The 506-nt window shown below is 70.2% G+C and carries 1 pseudogene; it reads right to left on the bottom strand.

Annotated elements, in window-relative coordinates:
- A pseudogene (locus CXQ90_RS22600) lies at window positions 1–506 on the bottom strand (carbohydrate kinase); the annotation flags it as partial.

Genomic DNA, 506 nt, shown 5'->3' with positions numbered 1-506 from the left:
CGGCGGCACGTACACGCTGTCACCGGGGCGGACGTCCACGCGGTGCATGGCGGCCAGCATGGCTTCCACCTCCTGGCCGTCCACCCAGCTGCGCAGTTCCTCCGCGCTGACCGCCCGGTTAAAGCCCAGGTGCACCGAGCCGCCCTCCAGGATGTACCAGGCTTCGGCCTTGCCGTGCCTGCGGCCCAGGTGTTCGGCGGCGAAATCCTGCTCGGGGTGCAGGTGCACCGGCAGCCGCTGCCCGGCGTCGAGCAGTTTGACCAGCACCCTGGTGTCGGCGCCGTAGCGGGCCAGATGCTCCGGGCCCAGCCAGGAGGCAGGGTCGGCACTGATTTCGTCCCGGAGCAGCCGGCCCGTCGAAACTTCGCTCAGGCCCAGCACGGGTTCGCCGACGAGGGTGGTGGTTGACCCTACCCAGTCCTCGGGAACCCGTTCACCGGATGCGGCGGTGCCGCGGAAGGCACGGATTTTTTCGCCGCCGCGGTAGAACCTGTCCGCGGGCTGGT

Source organism: Arthrobacter sp. ZGTC131 (genome assembly GCF_002929275.1).
Classification (GTDB): Bacteria; Actinomycetota; Actinomycetes; order Actinomycetales; family Micrococcaceae; genus Arthrobacter.
Note: the sequence above shows the minus strand (reverse complement) of the source record. Positions and strands in the feature narration are given on the sequence as shown.